Below are 16794 nucleotides of genomic sequence, written 5' to 3' on the forward strand. Positions count from 1 at the left end.
CTACACTGTCGGGCAATAGGGTTTCGGCGCCGTCAGAGCGCCAAGCCTGCGAGACACGAGGGGGAGGATCGCGAATGGACCGCTGCGTGAAAGCAGGGTTGGGGCTCGCCGCGCTCGGCGCGACGCTTCTGGGCTCGGCGCCGGCCGAGGCCTACACGGTCTACGTCTCCAACGAGAAGGGCAACTCGGTCAGCGTGATCGACACCGCGACGATGGCGGTGACCGGGACCTGGAAGGTCGGGCGCCGCCCGCGCGGCATCACCGTCAGCCGGGACGGCAAGGAGGTCTTCGTCTGCGCCAGCGACGACGACCGCATCGACGTGCTCGACGCCGCCACCGGCGAGGTGGTGCGCTCGCTCCGTTCCGGCCCCGACCCCGAGCAGTTCATCCTCGATCGCAGCGGCAACCCGCTCTACGTCGCCAACGAGGACGACAGCCAGGTCACGATCATCGACATCGAGAAGAACAAGGTGCTGGCCGAGATTCCCGTCGGCGTCGAGCCGGAGGGGATGGGCCTGTCGCCGGACGGCAAGGTGCTGGTCAACACCTCCGAGACCACCAACATGGCCCACTTCATCGACACCAAGACCTTCCAGGTGATCGACAACGTGCTCGTCGACGCGCGCCCGCGCTTCGCCGAGTTCACCGCCGACGGCAAGTTCCTCTGGGTCTCGGCCGAGGTCGGCGGCACCGTGAGCGTGATCGACGTGGCCGCGCGCCGCGTGGTGAAGAAGATCACCTTCAAGATCCCGAGCGTGAACGACGAGGCGATCCAGCCGGTGGGCATCCGCATCACCAAGGACGGGACCAAGGCCTTCGTCGCGCTCGGGCCGGCCAACCGCGTCGCGGTGATCGATGCCAAGACCTACGACGTGCAGAAGTACCTGCCGGTCGGCCAGCGCGTCTGGCAGCTCGCCTTCACCCCGGACCAGGCGATGCTGTTCTCCACCAACGGCACCTCCAACGACGTCTCGGTGATCGACGTGGCGGCGGAGAAGGTGGTGAAGAGCATCCCGGTCGGCCTGCTGCCCTGGGGCGTGGCGATCTCGCCGAACTGACCTTTTTCGCACGCACGATTGCCGTCGACGGCAGCGCGGGGGGAACCGGATGACACGACGACTTCGACGGGCGGTTTCGGGATCGGCGATTTTGGGGCTGGCCGCGATCCTCGCGGCCGGTCCGACGCTCGCGCTCGACCTCACCAAGAAGCGCGAGAACCTGCCCGACCTCGTCCTCGGCAACGACGAGGGCAACGACTTCGTCGTCGAGAACAAGGACATCGAGCTCGAATCCGGCAAGGCCTACCGGCTGCGGATCGTCGCCAAGGGCCACCAGGAATACAAGTTCTACGCGACCGAGTTCTTCCGCTACATCTGGTGGAACCAGATCGTGATCGAGCACAAGGAGATCCACGGCGGCGGCCCGCCGGACCACTTCGAGTTCGACGACCCGGGCGAGATCGCGATCGAGTTCGTGGCGATCAAGCCGGGCAAGTACACCTGGGAAGCCCGCGGCCTCGAAGCGAAGGGCGTGGCCGGCACGATCACCGTGAAATGACACACCGTGACATGATGTGCGCGCTTGTCCTCGCCGGCCTCCTCCTGACCAGCCCCGCCCTCGCCGACGACAAGGCCGCCTGCGCCGACGGCATCGCCCTGATCAAGGACGCGCTGGCCAAGGGCCCGCCCGAGGCGGCGCTGCCGAAGCTGCGCAAGGCCCTGCGCGTGGCCGAGCGCGAGCAGGGGGAGGGCGAGTTCGACGAGTGCCTCGACGCCGTCGGCGACGCCAAGCGGACGCTCGCGCGATGAGCGCGGGCGCAATGGGCGCGGGCGCCACAGGCGAGGTTCCGGCGCTCGAGGTGGCCTCCGTCAGCCACAGCTTCGGCGCGCGCCGGGCGCTGTCGGACGTGTCGATCACCGTGGAGCGCGGGCGCTTCATGGCGCTGCTCGGGCCGAACGGCGCCGGCAAGACCACGTTGTTCTCGCTGATCACCCGGCTCTACAACAACCGCGACGGCCGGGTCGCGATCTTCGGCCACGCCCTCGACCGCGAGCCGTCGCGGGCGCTCGCCCGCCTCGGCGTGGTGTTCCAGGCGCGGACCTTGGACACCGACCTCACCGTCGAGCAGAACCTGCTCTATCACGCGGCCCTGCACGGCATCCCGCGCAAGGCCGCCAAGGCCCGGATCGCGGGGCTGCTCGACCGGGTCGGGCTGACGGACCGGCGCGCCGACAAGGTGCGCACGCTGTCGGGCGGGCAATCGCGCCGCATCGAGATCGCGCGCTCCCTCGTCCACCATCCGAGCCTGCTCCTGCTCGACGAGCCCACCGTCGGCCTCGACCTCGAATCGCGCGCCGACATCGTCGCGATCGTCCGCGCCCTCGTGCGCGAGGAAGGGCTCTCGGTGCTGTGGGCGACCCACATCTTCGAGGAGATCGCGCCGGAGGACGATGCCGTGGTGCTGCACAAGGGCCGCATCGTCGCGCGGGGAAAAGCTGGCACCATCGGCCGGGCCGACGAATCCCTGGAGGAGGCGTTCCGCCGGCTCGTGTCCGAGCCGGCCAAGCCGGCCAGGGAGGCCGCATGAGCACGCCAGTCGGCGCGTCTGCGACGATCGCCTCTCCCACAAGCCCGGTCGCGCCGCGAGAGACCGCCCATCTCGGGCGGCTCGACGCGGTCGGCTACCTGATCTGCCTTGGCGGCATCGTCCGGCGCGAGCTGCTGCGCTTCTTCAACCAGAAGGAGCGGTTCTTCTCGGCGCTGGTGCGGCCGCTGGTCTGGCTGTTCATCTTCGCGGCGGGCTTCCGCAACACGCTCGGCGTCTCGATCGAGCCGCCCTACCAGACTTACGTCCTCTACGAGGTCTACGTGGTGCCGGGGCTGGCGGTGATGATCCAGCTGTTCAACGGCATGCAATCCTCGCTCTCGATGGTCTACGACCGCGAGGTCGGCTCGATGAAGGTGCTGCTCACGAGCCCGTATCCGCGCTGGCTGCTGCTCCTCGCCAAGCTGATCGCCGGCGTCACCGTCTCGGTGGTGCAGGCCTACGCCTTCCTGGCCATCGCCTGGTTCTGGGACCTCGACATCCCGGCGGTCGGCTACCTCGCGGCGCTGCCGGCCTTCATCGCCGCCGGGCTGATGCTCGGCTCGATCGGCCTGCTGCTGTCGTCGATGGTCAAGCAGCTCGAGAACTTCGCCAGCGTGATGAACTTCGTGATCTTCCCGATGTTCTTCGCCTCCTCGGCGCTCTACCCGCTGTGGCGCATCCGCGAATCCTCGGAGACCCTGTACTGGATCTGCGAGTGCAACCCCTTCACCCACGCCGTCCAGCTCGTGCGCTTCGCCCTCTACGGGCAGTTCGAGCCGGTCTCCTGCGCGGTCGTGCTCGGCGTGACCTTCGCCTTCTTCACCCTCGCCGTCGTCGCCTACGATCCCGGCCGCGGCATCATGGCCCGGCGTGGCGGCCCGGCCGGAGACCCGTCATGATCGTTTTTCGCATCCTCCCTGCGGCGGTTCTCGCCCTCGCCTGCCTCGCCGGCCCCGTGCTGGCCCAACCCAAGACCGATCCCGACTGGCCCTGCGTCCAGCGCAAGGTCGCGACGCTGAGCCCCGGCCAGTTCTGGACCGGGCCGGACATCGCCGGAGCCGGCGCCTGGGGCGACGACGACGACGCGGCGGTGCTGGCCCAGAAGCTCGCCTCCCGCCGCACCGAGCTCAGCGAGGTCGACCCGCTGCTCGACGCCTACGTCGCCAAGGTGCCGGCGGCCGACAAGGCCAAGGGCCTCGCCCACGTCTACGCCGGGGTGTTCGAGGTGGTGAACGGCGAGCGCGACAAGGTGATGGGCGGGATCGCGCGCTACGCGCAGGGGCAGCGCCGCATGGCCGAGCGCATCCGCGACGAGGCCGACACCATCAGCCAGACCAAGGACGGCCCGAGCGCGGCCGACGCCCGCGAGGTCTCGAAGGAGCAATCCGAGATCGAGACCAAGTTCGCCTGGGACCGGCGGATCTTCCAGGAGCGCAGCCAGTCGCTGACCTACGTCTGCGAGGTGCCGCAGCTCCTCGAGCAGCGACTCGGCGAGATCGCCAAGAAGATCCAGGCCCGGCTCTGACACCACGGCCGGCGACCCGGAACCGGGTTGCCGATTCCTCCCGGGCAGCATTGCCGAAAACTCCCTAAGTCTTTGATGAGACATAGAAAATCTGTTGCACGCGGACCACGGGTCGTCCGTTTCGGCGTGTAACTGAGCCGTGAGCGGCGATTTCCGCCGGATCACGGCCGTCCCGCGATTGTCCGATCCCGACGCGCCTTGCATGAGTGCAGCTCAAGCAATGCAAGGCGAGCAGTGCTGGGTAAGCCCACCGCAGAGGGGGCGCGCCGCTCGTCGGTTCGGGGTTGGGGGAATGACAATGCGGGCGCTTCGTGGAAGCCTGATCGCCTCGGTGGCGTTGCTGCCGGGTGCGGCCTACGCACAGAGTTCGGTGACGTTGTCGGAGATCAGCGTCGTCTCGACGACGCCGGTCGGCGGCTCGGGCTCGGGCTCCACGCGGGCCGCCCCGCCGCTCGGTGCGACCCCGGTCGTGTCGCCGAGCGCGGCGCCTGTCTCGTCCGCCGGATCGCCGCGCCTGCGCGGCGGCGAGCAGCCGCTCTACAAGATCCCGAGCACGGTGGAGACCGTCACGGCCGCCGACCTCGACATCGATCGCGGCACCTTCAACGCGGTGGCGACGCTGGCGCGGCGCACGCCCGGGCTCAACCTGTCGGACTCGCAGGGCAACTCGAACCGCACCGACGTGAACTACCGCGGCTTCCAGGCCTCCCCCGTGCAGGGCGTGCCGCAGGGGCTCGCCGTCTACCAGAACGGCGTGCGCATCAACGAAGCCTTCGGCGACACCGTCCAGTTCGACCTGATCCCGCCGACGGCGATCCAGCGCATCGACATCGTCACCGGCAACCCGGTTTTCGGCCTCAACGCCATCGGCGGCGCGGTCAACATCCAGATGAAGAACGGCTTCACCTGGCAGGGCACCGAGGTCACCGCGCTCGGCGGCTCCGACGGCCGCATCGCCGGCGGCCTGGAATACGGCAAGGTGATCGGGCCGTGGAGCTTCTACTTCAACGGCGACGGCCTCAACGACCGCGGCTGGCGCTACGAGAGCCCGTCGACGATCGGCCGTCTCTACACCGACCTCGGCTACCGCACCCTCGATTCCGAGTTCCACCTGATCGGCGGCTTCGCGCGGACCTTCTTCGGCGCGGCGGCCGCGACCCCGGTCGACTTCACCCACGTCGACCCGCGGGCGATCTTCACCTACCCGCAGACCACGACGACCGAGATGGGCACGATGCAGCTGACCGGCCGCGTCGACATCTCGCCGACCTGGGACCTGGCCGGAAACGCCTACTTCCGCCGCTTCAGCAACACCTACGTCGACGGCAACGACGGCAACTTCGAGAACTGCAGCCGCCAATCGAGCAACCGCGGCTTCCTCTGCTTCGAGGATGACGGCTTCACCCGCGCGGCGGGCCAGTCGCAGCTCGCCTTCCGCAACCAGTTCACGATCCTCGGGGCGAACAACCAGCGGATCCCGTTCACCGCGGGCGTCCCCTACGGCACGCTGGACGTGACCAAGACCGAGGCCACGAGCTACGGCGGCTCGCTGCAGGCGGCCAACCGCGACAAGGTGTTCGGCTTCGGCAACAGCTTCGTCGTCGGCGGCAGCATCGACGTGGCCGAGTTCAGCTTCAAGTCGGCGAGCACGCTCGGCGTGATCAACCCGAACCTGTCGGTCACCACCGATCCGAACAACCCGTATTACGGCACCGTCCCCGGGCTCGGCACCACGCAGCTGCGCACCGCCGCCGCGCTCGGCATCGCGCCCTCGAACGTCATCGGCTCGAACCTCTACATGGGCCTCTACGCCACCGACACGTTCGACGTGACCGACGCGCTGTCGCTCACCGCCGGCGCGCGCCTGAACTTCGCCCGCCTGACCACCAACGACCAGACCGGCTTCTCGCCGGACGTGAACGGGACCTACTACTACAACAAGATCAACCCGTTGGCGGGACTGACCTATCGGTTCACCCCCGGCCTGTCGCTCTACGGCGGCTACTCGGAATCGAACCGCGCGCCGACGCCGCTCGAGACCGCCTGCTCCAATCCGGACCGGCCGTGCCTCCTGCCGAACTCGCTGGTCGCCGACCCGCCCCTGAAGCAGGTCACCGGCCAGACCTACGAGGTCGGCGTCCGCGGCCAGATCCCGAATTTCTATGACGGCGGGCTCGTGACCTACAAGGTCGGCGCCTTCCGCACGGACCTCGCCAACGACATCATCCAGCTCGCGACGCCGGGCAACGCGGCGCGGGGCTACTTCGTCAACGTGCCGGCGACCCAGCGCCAGGGCATCGAGGTCGCGGGCGAATACACCCGCGGCGACCTCTCGGTCTATGCCAACTACGCGCTGATCGACGCCACCTTCCAGTTCGACGGCACCCTGTCCTCGCCCAACAACCCGCTCGCCGACGACGGCGCCATCGCCGTCCGCCGCGGCAACCAGGTGCCGCTGATCCCCAACCACCAGTTCAAGGTCGGCTTCGACTACCTCGTCCTGCCGGGCTGGCGCTTCGGCATGAACCTCCAGGCCTTCTCCTCCGCCTACTATCGCGGCGACGAGTCGAACCTGAACCCGAAGCTGCCGGCCTACCTCGTGCTCGGCCTCAACACGACGTACCAAGTCACGCCGAACCTTCAGGTTTTCGGCCTGATCACCAACCTGACCAACAACCGCTACGCCAACTTCGGCACCTTCGCCGAGCGCGGCCCGATCGCCGGCAACCTGGCCATCAACGACCCGCGCACGACGACGCTGGCGCAGCCGCTCTCGATCTACGGCGGCATCCGCTACGCCTTCGGCGCCGACCCGGTGCCGATGCCGGAGCCGCTGATCCGCAAGTACTGATCGGGCGGGCACAGGCGAGGAGAGGGGCGCGGGCCGCAGGGTCCGCGCCCCTTTCGCGTCTTGGCGCCCCATCCGCGTCTTGGCGCCCCATCCGCGTCTTGGCGCCCCTTTCGCGTCTTGGCGCCCCATCCGCGTCTTGGCGCCCCATCCGCGTCTTGGCGCCCCATCCGCGTCTTGGCGCCCCATCCGCGTCTCGGGGCGTGCCGGCCCGGGGCCGGCCTGCGGCCTCACGCCACCGGAACACGGCCGCGCTTCGTCGCTTGCCCCCTGCAACCGAAACGACGCGGGCCGCGGGCCCGCGCGCCATGCTTCAGGGAGACTCCATGCGACTGGTCCACGCCTTCTCGGCCGCCCTCCTCCTCGCCTCCGCGGCACCCGCCTTCGCCAGCTCCTGCTCGGAGGAGATCGCGACGCTCGAGCGCCGCCTCGACAGCGCCGGCGCCGAGAAGGTCACCGGCAAGGAGCCGCCGGGCGGCCCGACCTCGTCGAACTCCCCCAAGGCGCTTCCGACCCCGCCCGCGGGCAAGCCGAGCGATCCGGCCGCGACCCCCACCGCCGCCGGCGTCAAGGAAGCCCGTGACCTCGTCGAGAAGGCCCGCAGCGAGGACAAGGCGGGCCAGGCCGACGCCTGCCGCGACACCATTATGAAGGCCAAGGAGAAGGCCGGCGCGCTGCCGTAGGCGGCCCGCGCATCCGGGTCCGAAAGCGAAAGGGCGGCTCTTGCGAGCCGCCCTTTCTGCGTTTCACGGTGCCGACGCCCGGGCGCGGTCAGTACGCGTTCTCGGTCTTGAACAAAGCGAAGGGCGTGGTCATGAGGATCTGCAAGTCGAACAGCACGGACCAGTTCTCGATGTAATACAGGTCGTGCTCGACCCGGCGCTGGAGCTTCTCGCTGGTGTCGGTCTCGCCGCGCCAGCCGTTGACCTGGGCCCAGCCGGTGATGCCGGGCTTGACCTTGTGGCGGGCGAAGTAGCCGTCGACGACCTGGTCGTAGAGCGTGTTGGCGGCCTTCGCCTGCAGCGCGTGGGGGCGGGGGCCGACCAGGGAGAGGTCGCCCTTGATCACGTTGAACAGCTGCGGCAGCTCGTCCAGCGAGGTCTTGCGGATGAACCGCCCGACCGGGGTCACGCGCGCGTCGCCCTTGGTCACCATCGTCGCCGCGGTGGCGTCGCAGGCGTCGACGTACATCGAGCGGAACTTGAACACGTCGATCAACTCGTTGTTGAAGCCATGCCGCTTCTGCCGGAAGAACACCGGGCCGCGCGAGGTGAGCTTCACCGCGAGCGCGACGCCGACCATCACCGGAGCGAGGGCGACGAGCATCGTCAGGCCGACCGTGCGGTCGAACACCGTCTTCATCACCACGTCCCAGTCGGCGATCGGGCGGTCGAACACGTCGAGCACCGGCACCGAGCCGAGGTAGGAATAGCTGCGCGGCCGCAGGCGCAGCTTGGTCGCGTGGGCCGAGAGGCGGATGTCGATCGGCAGGACCCAGAGCTTCGAGAGCATCTGCAGGATGCGCCCCTCCGCCGAGATCGGGATCGTGAACACGATCAGGTCGAGGCGCGTGGTGCGGGCGTAGGCGACGAGGTCGGTGACGGTGCCGAGCTTGGGGTATCCGGCGACCACGTCGGTGGAGCGGTCGTCGTTGCGGTCGTCGAACACGCCGACGATGCGGATGCCGCTCTCGCTCTGCGTCTCGAGGGCGGCGATGAGCTCCTCGGCGGCCTTGCCGCCGCCGACGATAGCGGTACGCCGGTCGAACCGGCCCTTCCGGGTCTGCGCCACGATCACGCCCGACAGGACGAACCGCCCGGTGAGGAGCAGCCCGAGGCCGCCGGCGAAGTACGCCGCCAGCCACAGGCGGGAGTAGTGGTCGGCGACCTTGGCGAGCACGAGGCCGGTGGCGACCAGGAGGAAGGCCAGCATCCAGCCCGCGGAGATCTTGAGGGCGGTCTTGAAGAAGGCGCGGAACGCCGCGATCCGGTAGGTGCCGGCGGCCTGGAAGGCGGCGAGGGCGAGGGCCGCCACCGCGACGACCGCGCCGGCATAGGTCAGCCCGAACGGGACGACCCCGCGCAGCAGCGCCACGTGCAGGCCCGCGCCGAGGCCGACGATCAGGGTGAACTCCGCCGCCCGCACCAGGCCGGCGATCACCACCGGGGAGATCGCCGGGGCCGGCAGGGGGGAGACCGCCTCGGCGGGCGGCGCCATCTTCGGCACCGGCTCCGCGACGCGGGCCGGGTCGGCGAAGCCTGCCGCCACGGTCTCGCCCTGTCCGGCGACCTTCAGGAGATCACGGACGTCGAAGGCACTCATCGCTCGATTCCCAGCAGTTCAGCGGCTTCGTTCGTGCCGGGAAGTATCGCAGGGCTCCCTATAGGATTGTTTAAAGTTGCGGACGGCGACGGCGTCGTTTCGCTGGGATGCGGACAGCAGGCATCACGTTCCTGCGACGGTCGGCGGGCTCAGGCGGCCTCGACGCGGGCCGGTTCGGCCGACGCCCCCGGGCGGCGGGCGCGGAAGGCGGCGGCGTAGCCCGAGAGCACGTCGGCGCCCATCCGCTTCATCGAGAAGCGCTGGCGCACGGAGTCGCTCAGGGTCCGGAACCGGGCGGCGCGGCTCTCGGGCGCCTCGTCGAGGACGCGGGCGATCGCCCGCTGCAGCGCGATCGGATCGCGGGCCGGGACGAGGTCTCCGGCGGCCGAGCCGAAGATCTCGGGGATGCCGCCCACGTCGGTGGCGACCAGGGGCTGTGCGGCGGCGGCCGCCTCGAGCACGACGTAGGGCAGGGACTCGGCGAAGGACGGTACCACCATGATCCGCCCGCGGGCGAGGACGGAGCGTATGTTCTGGGCCGGCTCGAAGGCGATGGCGCCGGCAAGGCCCAGGGCCTCGGCCTTGGCCTGGAGCAGCCCGGCATCGGGGCCGGACCCGACCATCAGCAGGCGCACGCTCCGGCCCTCTTCGCGCAGCAGGGCCAGGGCCTGGAGCAGGATCGGCAGGCCCTTGGCCTCGCGCAGCTCGCCGACATAGAGAAGGTCGAACGGGTCGGCCGCCGGGGTCAGGGGTGCGAACTCGGCCTCGCTCAGGCCGTTGTGGACGATGCGGCTGACGCGCCCGTGGGTGCCGACGTAGGCGCGGTGGCGCCCGGCGACGTACTCGCTCTCGAACAGGAACACGTCGGTGCGGCGGGCAAGCAGGCCCTCGGCGCCCATGTAGACCCGGTGCAGCAGGCTGCCGGGCCGGTAATTGTAGCTGCCGCCATGCGGGGTGTAGGCGCGGATCACGCTGCGGCCGCCGGGTACGGCAGCGAGGCGGGCGTAGGCGCCGCCCTTGGCACCATGCCCGTGCAGGACGTCGGCCGCGACGGCCTCGGCGCGAGCCGCGACCGCGCGCAGGCAGGCGAGGTCGGACGGGTGCGGGTTGCGCCGCATCGGGATGCGGGTGACGCCGAGCGCGAGGCAGGGGGCGAGGTCGGAGAGCGCCTGGACGGCGCGCTCGCCGCCGGTGGTCGCGTCGCAGACGATCCCGACGCGGTGCCCAGCCGCGGCCTGGAGGCGCGCGAGGTCGACCACGTGCCGGAACAAGCCGCCGACGGGCGCGCGGAACACGTGCAGGATGCGACGGGGTTCGGCATCCGAAGGGCTGACGGACGGGGTCACGGCGGACGTCTCCAGGCCGGCGGGTGCGGCGGGCTTCCGCTGTCCTGCCATTCCGGGTCTGTCCAGGCCGTTAAGCGCACGCGACCGCACCGGCGGACCGGGCCGGGCGCAGTCCTTTCCGGCGCCGAGGGTCAACGTTCGGCTAACGCGCGTCCTACTGAACGCCGAGACGGCGGCCTTGCGACCGCGCTCTCAGAAGAACCGCTCCTTGATGACGATCGTGTCGCCGGGGCGCACGGGATACGTCATCGGCACGATGCCCGAGACCAGCTTCTCGCGGCCGGCCTCGTTGGTCGGCTCGAGGCCAGGGCCGGCGGTGGGGCCGCCCTTGCCCTCGCGGGTGAGCACGGCGTAGTCGCGCGCCGCCCGCGGGCCGAACCCGGCGGCGATCGCCACGGCGGTCTCGACCGTCATCCCGTTGACGAAGGGGTACTGCCCCGAGGTGGTGACCTCGCCCAGGATGTAGAACGGGCGATAGGCGTCGACCTCGACGGTGACGTGCGGCTCGCGCACGAAACCCGCGGCGAGCTTGGTCTCGATGGTGCGGGCGGCCTGGCCGGTGGTCTGCCCGCCGATCTGGACGACGCCGATCAGCGGCATCGCGATGCGGCCGCCGCCGTCGACGGCGTAGATGTTCGACAGGTTGTCCTGTCCGAACACGATGACCCGGAGCTTGTCGCCGGCCGCGAGCGCGTAGCGCGCGCCGATCGAGCCGGTGCCGGTCGCGTCGAGCTGGGCGGTCCGGTAGTCCGGCCGCAGGCAGCCGCCGAGCCCGAGGCTGGTCGCGAGAACGAGGAGGAGTACGCGTCGGTTCATCACCACAGCCGTCGTGATTGCCTGATCGATCGTTTCGTAATCCGTTAAGGTTAAGAAATGCTGTCGCCCCAAGGCGGGCGCACTGCACCGCGCCGGCTTTAACTCTCAAGCAACCTTAACAGGTTCTATTGATCCCACGTGTTGATGCGTGGGCACAGTCGCGGCCCGGCATCGCGAAGAGATCGTGCCATGTCCCGAATCGCCCCGCGCGCGGCCGCCCCGATCGAACGGCCGGCCTTCGCCGCAAGGCCCGCCCCGGCCGACGGCCTCAATCTCGCCCAGGTGCCCGCCCTGCTGCGCCGGTCGTGGCACTGGATCGCGCTGCCGACGCTGGTGGTCGCCGGGCTCTCGACGGTGTTCGTGCAGGTGGTCTCGCCGCGCTACACCGGCGAGGCGAAGCTCCTGCTGGAGAGCCGCGAGGCCGCCTTCGCCCGCACCGCCTCCGAACGCGCCGAGCAAGTCCCGCCGATCGACGAGCAGGCGGTGGCGAGCCAGGTGCAGGTGATGATGTCGCGCGACCTGGCGCGCGAGGCGATCCGCCGGCTCAACCTCGTCGGCAACCCGGAATTCGATCCGAGCGCCGGCACCATCGGCCCGGTCCAGCGAACCCTGATGATGCTGGGGCTGGCCAAGAACCCCCTCGACCGCCCGGCCGAGGACCGGGTGCTGGAAGCCTATTTCGAGCGGCTGCTCGTGTTCCCGGCGGGCAAGTCGCGCATCCTCTCGGTCGAGTTCCGCTCGAAGGACGCGGAGCTGGCGGCCAAGGGCGCCAACACCGTCTCCGAACTCTACATCGCAGCCCTGGAGGCGGCGAAGGTCGACACCGCGCGCTACGCCTCGACCTGGCTCGGCGGCAACATCGACAGCTTGCGCAAGCGCGTGGCCGAGGCCGAGGCGCGGGTCGAGGCCTACCGCGCCGGCAACGGCCTCGTCGGCTCCACCGGCGCCAGCGGCCAGCCGCTCAACGCCCAGCAGCTCGGCGAACTCTCGACCCAGCTGTCGCAGGCCCGCATCCTGAAGGCAGACCTCGCCGGCCGGGCGAAGGCCGTCAAGGAGATGATCAAGGACGGGCGCGCCTTCGAGATCCCCGACGTCGCCAACAACGAGGTCATCCGGCGCACGGTGGAGAACCGCATCACGATCCGCGGGCAGCTCGCCCTCGAATCGCGGACGCTCCTGCCGGCGCATCCGCGCATCAAGGAGCTGACCGCCCAGCTGCAGGACCTCGACGCCCAGATCAAGGCCTCGGCCGAGCGCGTCGGGCGCACCCTGGAGAACGACGCCAAGATCGCGGCCTCCCGCGTCGAGAGCCTGCAGGCGGCCGTGGACGGCCAGCGCGACGTGGTGGTCAAGGGCAACACCAGCGAGATCCAGCTGCGCGCCCTGGAGCGCGAGGCCAAGGTCCAGCGCGAGCAGCTCGAATCCTACCTGTCGCGCTACCGCGAGGCCGCGGCCCGCGACGGCGAGAGCGCCACTCCCGCCGACGCGCGCATCATCTCGCGGGCGGTGACGCCGGAGCTCCCGTCCTTCCCCAAGAAGCTGCCGATCGTCGCCTTCGCGACCCTGCTCACGCTGATGCTCGCCGCCGGCGTGGTCGTCGCCCGCCACCTCCTGTCCGATCCCACGGGGGGCGGTCGCCGCGAACGCGAGGAGGAGGAGGCCGCCGACGCGCCGTCGCCGGCTGCGCGGCCGGAGCGCTTCGCCTTCCCCGAAGCCGTCCCGCCCGCCCATTGGGCAGCCGCCGAGGCCGGACCGGTCGCCGGCACGCATGCGATGGCCGAACCCGTGATGGCCGAACCCGACTTCGCCGAACAGGACTTGGCCGAACAGGACTTGGCCGAACCCGTCTCGGCCGAGCACACCCCGGCGGAAGCGCCGGCCGCGGCGAAGGTCGAGGCCGCGCCTGCGTCGAGCCAGCCCGCCACGCCACGCGCCGGCTCCTTCGATCTCGCGCCGCTGATCGCGCGCCTCGAAGCCGGCCCGCGCGCCGGCGGCGGGCGCACCCTCCTCGTGGTCGAGACCGCAGGCGCCGCCCGGCCGGTTCCCGCCAAGAGCCTCGTCGAGGCCCTGGAGGCGGCGCTCTCGGGCCGGGCCTCGGCGCTTGCGGTCGACCTGAACGGTCCGGCCTCCGACGCCGAGGCACCTGGCCTGACCGACCTCGTCGCCGGCGAAGCCGCCTTCCTCGACGTGATCCAGGCCGAACGCGGCTCCGCCATCCACCGGATCGCCGCCGGCTCGCTGGAGATCGAGGTTCTGCTGGAGGAGCCGGCTTCGGTGGCGATCACCATCGAGGCGATGGCCGAGGCCTACGACTGGGTGGTCTGCCGCCTGCGGGCGGAGCCCGGCGCGCACGACCTGCTCGCCGCCCTCGGCACGCTGATGGACAGCGTGATCATCGCCTCGAACGCGGCGCTCGACGATCCCGACCTCGGCGACCTGTTCGCCATCGCCGAGGATTCCGGCGCGGGCCAGGTGCTGGTCGCCCAGGACAAGCCGGCGCAGGATCGGCCTGCCCGGCAGCGGCACGACCGGACGGCGCAGGACGACGCCGAGCCGATGGCGTTGCGCCTGTCCGCGGCCTGACCGGGACGCCGTCCCCGCCCATCCAAGCGGATGGCGGGGACGAGCCCTTCAACCGGCCCGCATCCGCCGCAGCCGCTGCACGAGGGCGAACAGGCGCGGGTCGCGCTTGATCCGGCGCTTGAGCCGGGTGAGGCGCGTCGCGACGAGCCCGTAGGCGTGGCCGCGGAGCGTCACCGGCAGCATCACCTCCACCAGCGGGATGGTCTCGTCGCAGATGCTCGCCTTGTAGCGGGCCTCGCCGACGCCGAGATCGAAGGCGCGGCGGCCGCGGGCGGCCTGGTCGCGCACGAGGTGATGGAGCAGCAGGTCGCCGGGGCTGAAGCGGGCGACCTCGGGATCGGCGTCGAACGCCGTCATCATGCCGGAATAGCGCGCGCCGTCGACGGCACCGCCGAAGGTCGCGAGCACGCGGCCGGTCGCCTCCAGCACCAGGGCGTGAACCTCCACCGCCGGGTTCTCGCTCGCGGTGGCCTCGCTCAGGAAGGCGCGGATCGCCGCGTCGGCATAGGGGTCGTCGATGCCCATGGCGGAGAAGCGCGCCGCCTTCTGCGCGTAGAAGGCGGACAGGTACCGCTCGGCCTCGGCGCCGTCCGCCGCCTTGCGGTAGGCGAGGGGGCCGTGCGCCTCGATCAGGCGCTTTTCCTTCGAGCGCAGCTTCTTGCGCGCGTCGGCGCTGAAGGCGCGCTTGAGCGTCGACTCGGGGTCGGGGCCGAGCATCATCCCGTAGCCGTCGCTCGGCGCGGCCTCGCCGCGGATCGCCAGCGGGTTGACCGCGCCGTCCCAGGTGCGGGGCTGGTGCCCGAGGGCGTAGACGTCGACGCCGGAGGCGCGCCCGACCTGGCCGAGCGCCGCGATCACGTCCTCGGCCGGAACGGCGGCCGCGTCGCGGGTGGAGAACAGCGGCAGGTGGTAGTTGGCGTGGTCGCCACCGAGCGTCCGGGCGATCGCGACGCCGCGGCGGCGCTCGACCACCAGCGGCAGCAGGATGCGCGGCCGGCCGGCGGCGTCGCGCAGGACGACGACCCGCAGCGCGCCGGGGGCGACGGTCGCTCCCGCGTAGGCGCGGACCCAGTCGAAGCGCTGGTAGGGCGTGGCGAGGCAGGCGGGGTCGGCCTCGAGCCCGCGCCACAGGGCCTCGACCGCCGCGAGGTCGGTGAAGACCTCCGCGGTCAGGCCGGACTGAGCGTGCGCGCGGGCCATGGTCGCTCCTGCGAGATCCCGGTCCATCGGACCGCCTGCCACGACCGCCATCGCCCATCCCCCGCGCCGACCCCCGTGGAGGCGGCAAACCATCGGTCCCGGGCGCCACTTCTGGGCACCGGCCCCTAAGCCGGGGTGTACGCGGCAACGCGAACGCGCGGTCGGGCCGGGCGAAGCGCCGGCGTGGCTAACGGATCGTTGCGCGCCGCCGGCACGGCCCGAGCCTCAGCCTTTGTTTACGCCGAACCGGGACAAGGAACGGGGGCGCCGCGCACGGCGTCGCCCGTGTTGCGTTCCTGCGCCACCGAGGCGGTGCCATGCTGTCGTCCCGAAACCGCCACCGGCTGTTCGAGGCCGGGTTCCGGGCCGTCTCCGCCACGGGGGCAGACCGCTGGCTCGCGCCGGCCGCCTGCGGCCTCGGGGTGATCCTCACCTTCCACCACGTCCGCCCGGAGGCCCCGGGTCCTTACGCGCCCAACCGCCTGCTCTCGATCACGCCGGACTTCCTCGACGCGACCCTGCGCGAGCTCGACGCCCGCGGCTTCGAGGTCGTCGGCCTCGACGAGGTGCCCGAGCGCCTCGCCGCCGCGCGCTACCGGCCGCCCTTCGCGGTGCTGACCTTCGACGACGGCTACCGCGACAACGTCGTGCATGCCCGGCCCGTGCTGGCCCGCCACGGCGTGCCGTGGACGCTCTTCGTCACCAGCGACTTCGCCGACCAGACCGGGCGGCTGTGGTGGATCGAGCTGGAGCGGGCGATCGGCCGGCTGGAGCGGGTCCGCGTCGCCGTCGGCCCGCGCGACGTGGACCTGCCGGCGCGCAGCCCGCAGGAGAAGGCCCTCGCCTTCGAGGCGGTCTACCGCGACCTGCGCGGCGGCTCCGAGGCGCGGCTGCTCGACCGGATCGCGGCGCTCTGCGCGGAGGCCGGCATCGCCCCGGGCGCGGTCGCCCGCGAGCTCTGCCTGTCGTGGGACGACCTGCGGGCGCTCGGCCGGGACCCGGCCGTCACCTTCGGCGCGCATACGCGGAGCCATCCGATGCTGGCCAAGCACGGGATCGAGGCGGTCGCCCGCGAGGTCGGCGAAGGGCGCGAGCGGCTGGCGGCCGAGCTGGCGCGACCGGTACGGCACCTGTCCTACCCGGTGGGTGACCCGACCTCGGCCGGCGCACGGGAATTCGGGCTCGCCCGCGACCTCGGCTTCGAGACCGCGGTGACGACGCGGCCGGGCCATCTCTTCCCCGACCATGCCGGCCACCTGCACGCCCTGCCGCGGGTCTCGGTCAACGGCTGCCACCAGTCGCGCGCGGCGCTTGCCGGCCTGCTCTCGGGCGTGCCGTTCCTCGCCTGGAACCGCGGACGGCGCCTCAACGTGGCGTGAGGCGCGGGCCCGCGATCACCGACGGCGGCGGCGATGGCGGTAAGAGCGGCCCTCGCTGCTGCCCGCGGTGAACACCGCGCTCTGGCGGCCGCGGCGGACGCGGTAGCGCCCGCGCCGGCCGCCGCGAGGCTCCTCGACCGCCTCGTCGGCCTGGGCGGCGGCAGCCGCCGTCGCGGGCAGGGCGGGGG

General features: G+C 71.3%; 14 protein-coding genes. 10 read left to right on the plus strand and 4 right to left on the minus strand.

Features of this window, described 5'->3' with window-relative positions; translation table 11 throughout:
• Nucleotides 1-74 precede the first annotated feature (74 nt).
• The 8 genes from FV226_RS17520 (at nt 75) to FV226_RS17555 (ending at nt 7643) form a co-directional block, all read left to right on the plus strand.
• Complete coding sequence (locus FV226_RS17520; protein ID WP_147763896.1) at nt 75-1058, plus strand: YVTN family beta-propeller repeat protein; 984 nt, start codon at nt 75-77, stop codon at nt 1056-1058.
• Between the two features lie 49 nt (nt 1059-1107).
• Complete coding sequence (locus tag FV226_RS17525; protein WP_147763897.1) at nt 1108-1557, plus strand: hypothetical protein; 450 nt, start codon at nt 1108-1110, stop codon at nt 1555-1557.
• Between the two features lie 14 nt (nt 1558-1571).
• Nucleotides 1572-1808: a hypothetical protein gene (locus FV226_RS17530; protein WP_147763907.1), complete on the plus strand. Its 237-nt coding sequence runs from the start codon at nt 1572-1574 to the stop codon at nt 1806-1808.
• 11 nt (nt 1809-1819) lie between these two features.
• Entirely contained in the window at nt 1820-2587 is a 768-nt protein-coding gene (locus FV226_RS17535; RefSeq protein WP_147763908.1) for an ABC transporter ATP-binding protein, read from the plus strand.
• Nucleotides 2584-3486, plus strand: a complete 903-nt coding sequence (locus FV226_RS17540) for an ABC transporter permease (RefSeq protein WP_246691641.1) — start codon at nt 2584-2586, stop codon at nt 3484-3486. The genes FV226_RS17535 and FV226_RS17540 overlap by 4 nt, the downstream gene beginning before the upstream one ends.
• Nucleotides 3483-4112, plus strand: a complete 630-nt coding sequence (locus FV226_RS17545) for a hypothetical protein (RefSeq protein ID WP_147763898.1) — start codon at nt 3483-3485, stop codon at nt 4110-4112. The genes FV226_RS17540 and FV226_RS17545 overlap by 4 nt, the downstream gene beginning before the upstream one ends.
• Nucleotides 4113-4404: 292 nt before the next feature.
• The gene (locus FV226_RS17550; RefSeq protein WP_147763899.1) at nt 4405-6963 is read left to right on the plus strand and encodes a TonB-dependent receptor; all 2559 of its coding nucleotides are present in this window, start codon (nt 4405-4407) and stop codon (nt 6961-6963) included.
• 323 nt (nt 6964-7286) lie between these two features.
• Nucleotides 7287-7643, plus strand: a complete 357-nt coding sequence (locus FV226_RS17555; RefSeq protein WP_147763900.1) for a hypothetical protein — start codon at nt 7287-7289, stop codon at nt 7641-7643.
• Between the two features lie 88 nt (nt 7644-7731).
• Here the strand turns inward: FV226_RS17555 and FV226_RS17560 are convergent, their stop codons facing one another.
• From FV226_RS17560 to FV226_RS17570, 3 genes are all read right to left on the minus strand, one after another.
• Nucleotides 7732-9282, minus strand: coding sequence for an undecaprenyl-phosphate glucose phosphotransferase (locus tag FV226_RS17560; protein ID WP_147763901.1), 1551 nt, complete (start codon nt 9280-9282; stop codon nt 7732-7734).
• 149 nt (nt 9283-9431) lie between these two features.
• A complete protein-coding gene (locus tag FV226_RS17565; protein ID WP_147763902.1) occupies nt 9432-10679 on the minus strand; it encodes a glycosyltransferase family 4 protein in 1248 nt (415 codons plus the stop codon).
• A 141-nt stretch (nt 10680-10820) separates the two neighbouring features.
• Entirely contained in the window at nt 10821-11444 is a 624-nt protein-coding gene (locus tag FV226_RS17570; protein WP_147754096.1) for a polysaccharide biosynthesis/export family protein, read from the minus strand.
• A 189-nt stretch (nt 11445-11633) separates the two neighbouring features.
• On the opposite strand from FV226_RS17570, the gene FV226_RS17575 reads away from it, so the two are divergent.
• Nucleotides 11634-14027, plus strand: a complete 2394-nt coding sequence (locus tag FV226_RS17575) for a GumC family protein (RefSeq protein WP_147763903.1) — start codon at nt 11634-11636, stop codon at nt 14025-14027.
• Nucleotides 14028-14075: 48 nt separating this feature from the next.
• Here the strand turns inward: FV226_RS17575 and FV226_RS17580 are convergent, their stop codons facing one another.
• Nucleotides 14076-15227, minus strand: a complete 1152-nt coding sequence (locus FV226_RS17580) for a GNAT family N-acetyltransferase (protein ID WP_147763904.1) — start codon at nt 15225-15227, stop codon at nt 14076-14078.
• 317 nt (nt 15228-15544) lie between these two features.
• Between FV226_RS17580 and FV226_RS17585 the strand changes: the two genes are divergently transcribed.
• A complete protein-coding gene (locus FV226_RS17585; protein ID WP_147763905.1) occupies nt 15545-16606 on the plus strand; it encodes a polysaccharide deacetylase family protein in 1062 nt (353 codons plus the stop codon).
• Nucleotides 16607-16794 lie beyond the last annotated feature (188 nt).

Origin of the sequence: Methylobacterium sp. WL12 (assembly GCF_008039475.1) — a bacterium.
GTDB lineage: Bacteria > Pseudomonadota > Alphaproteobacteria > Rhizobiales > Beijerinckiaceae > Methylobacterium > Methylobacterium cerastii.

What these genes read in the sequence shown, in the direction of transcription:
- FV226_RS17520 (WP_147763896.1), top strand. Translation starts at nt 75, where the DNA reads ATGGACCGCTGCGTGAAAGCAGGGTTGGGGCTCGCCGCGCTCGGCGCG.
- FV226_RS17525 (WP_147763897.1), top strand. Translation starts at nt 1,108, where the DNA reads ATGACACGACGACTTCGACGGGCGGTTTCGGGATCGGCGATTTTGGGG.
- FV226_RS17530 (WP_147763907.1), top strand. Translation starts at nt 1,572, where the DNA reads ATGTGCGCGCTTGTCCTCGCCGGCCTCCTCCTGACCAGCCCCGCCCTC.
- FV226_RS17535 (WP_147763908.1), top strand. Translation starts at nt 1,820, where the DNA reads ATGGGCGCGGGCGCCACAGGCGAGGTTCCGGCGCTCGAGGTGGCCTCC.
- FV226_RS17540 (WP_246691641.1), top strand. Translation starts at nt 2,584, where the DNA reads ATGAGCACGCCAGTCGGCGCGTCTGCGACGATCGCCTCTCCCACAAGC.
- FV226_RS17545 (WP_147763898.1), top strand. Translation starts at nt 3,483, where the DNA reads ATGATCGTTTTTCGCATCCTCCCTGCGGCGGTTCTCGCCCTCGCCTGC.
- FV226_RS17550 (WP_147763899.1), top strand. Translation starts at nt 4,405, where the DNA reads ATGACAATGCGGGCGCTTCGTGGAAGCCTGATCGCCTCGGTGGCGTTG.
- FV226_RS17555 (WP_147763900.1), top strand. Translation starts at nt 7,287, where the DNA reads ATGCGACTGGTCCACGCCTTCTCGGCCGCCCTCCTCCTCGCCTCCGCG.
- FV226_RS17560 (WP_147763901.1), bottom strand. Translation starts at nt 9,282, where the DNA reads ATGAGTGCCTTCGACGTCCGTGATCTCCTGAAGGTCGCCGGACAGGGC.
- FV226_RS17565 (WP_147763902.1), bottom strand. Translation starts at nt 10,679, where the DNA reads ATGGCAGGACAGCGGAAGCCCGCCGCACCCGCCGGCCTGGAGACGTCC.
- FV226_RS17570 (WP_147754096.1), bottom strand. Translation starts at nt 11,444, where the DNA reads ATGAACCGACGCGTACTCCTCCTCGTTCTCGCGACCAGCCTCGGGCTC.
- FV226_RS17575 (WP_147763903.1), top strand. Translation starts at nt 11,634, where the DNA reads ATGTCCCGAATCGCCCCGCGCGCGGCCGCCCCGATCGAACGGCCGGCC.
- FV226_RS17580 (WP_147763904.1), bottom strand. Translation starts at nt 15,227, where the DNA reads ATGGCCCGCGCGCACGCTCAGTCCGGCCTGACCGCGGAGGTCTTCACC.
- FV226_RS17585 (WP_147763905.1), top strand. Translation starts at nt 15,545, where the DNA reads ATGCTGTCGTCCCGAAACCGCCACCGGCTGTTCGAGGCCGGGTTCCGG.